Raw genomic sequence first — 1,427 nt, 5'->3', positions numbered from 1 at the left:
GGTTGCCGACTACAACAACGAGATCCCTCACGACAGCCTCGACGGGCTGACGCCCGCCGAGTTTCGGATTCAAAACGATCCGGCGACCTCTGATTTAGCGTGGCACTGATTTACGGGGAGTCGACACGTCGGCTCGCGGCGCAGCTCGTAGGTGGCCGCATCGCGCGCCGAGGGCGCGCCAAGTGTCGCCACCGTCTCGGACTTGCCGCTGCGCAGGAAGTCCCTCACGCAGCGCCAGCCGCAGGCATCCACGCGCATGCAGAAGTGCCGCCCCTGCTGCACGATGGCCGCCGCCATCGTGTTGCCCGGGTACCCGCGATCAAGCACCAGCAGGTCGTCCCTGTCCGTATGCTCCAGTGCCTCGAACATCATCTGGCGTTCCGAGGCGTCGGCAGGGCCCAGTGCCGCGTGCAAGGTCAGTTCGCTGCCGGGCAGGTAGAGCACGAGGGCGTAGTGATCCGCCTCCAGCTCCGCGCCACGCCGCGTAGCCACGCGAAGGCGCGAGCCGTCGGCGGCCACCACGCGCAGGCCGCGCCAGCGATGCTGATCGATCTTCGGCGCGGCGAGCGTGAGCAGATGCGCGTTGAGCTGTTCGAACACCGTGTAGGAAATCCCCTTGCGTGCCTTGGCGAAGGCCCGATCAGTGCAGCCGCGTACCCGCACGCCGGTGTCGTCGAGCTGGCCGAACAGGTCGTCGAGCGCCGCCTGCACCGAACTGCACATGCCGCCGACCATCATGGCCAGCAGGCGCGGCGCGGTAAGTGTGCGCTGACGAGTGAAGGCGCTGGCGTGGAGCCGGTGCTTCTCGACGAGCGCGGGATCGTGCAGGGCGGAAGAGAACTCAGACAGCAGCGCGCAGCTTGCAGGTATTTGAGTTCATATCCTTTAACATCAATGACTTACGGTAAGTGAATTGTGCCGGATGACGCATAGGAAGGCAAGCGAAATCCTTAAGTTCGGAGCATTGACCCCCTACCCGGTCGCGGGCGGGCATACGCACTTGAACGTTAGTACTGGACAGCTCAGCGGATTCATCAATCAGGTCGAAACGCGGCATTCGGCAGCCCTATGGGAAAGAGGAAGGGGAATTTGTGGCTGGAGTATGGAGGCGTCAATCAGCAGAAGCTGGCGGCGTTGCGATGGCGCAGAGGCATTTTATGTTGCGCTATTTGGGGATGAATCGTAACGGGTTCCGCTCTCGGCAATTTGCGGGAACTTGAGAATACGGCTGATTGCGCAGATGCTGTCCGTCCCTATTTGGTCCTGGCAGTCGTTTTTTCTCGAAGTTGCTCATAGCCTCTCCTGATTAGCGTCGAACCTCAGTGAAGAAAATTACTCGCCAAGCGCAGCATCGGCTCCGGGCAAGGCTTGCAGAGCACCATCGCGCGCGTCAGCCGCGGCAGCAGGTCGTGCAGTCGAAACCGGCG

General features: G+C 62.4%; 1 protein-coding gene. It reads right to left on the bottom strand.

Features of this window, described 5'->3' with window-relative positions; genetic code table 11:
- Positions 1-69: 69 nt before the first annotated feature.
- Positions 70-738 carry a transposase gene (locus tag ACFPPB_RS20260; protein WP_377330463.1) on the bottom strand — a complete coding sequence of 223 codons (669 nt, stop codon included), beginning with the start codon at positions 736-738 and terminating at the stop codon, positions 70-72.
- Positions 739-1,427 lie beyond the last annotated feature (689 nt).

This window comes from Rhodanobacter terrae (genome assembly GCF_042657005.1).
GTDB lineage: Bacteria > Pseudomonadota > Gammaproteobacteria > Xanthomonadales > Rhodanobacteraceae > Rhodanobacter > Rhodanobacter terrae.
Note: the sequence above shows the minus strand (reverse complement) of the source record. Positions and strands in the feature narration are given on the sequence as shown.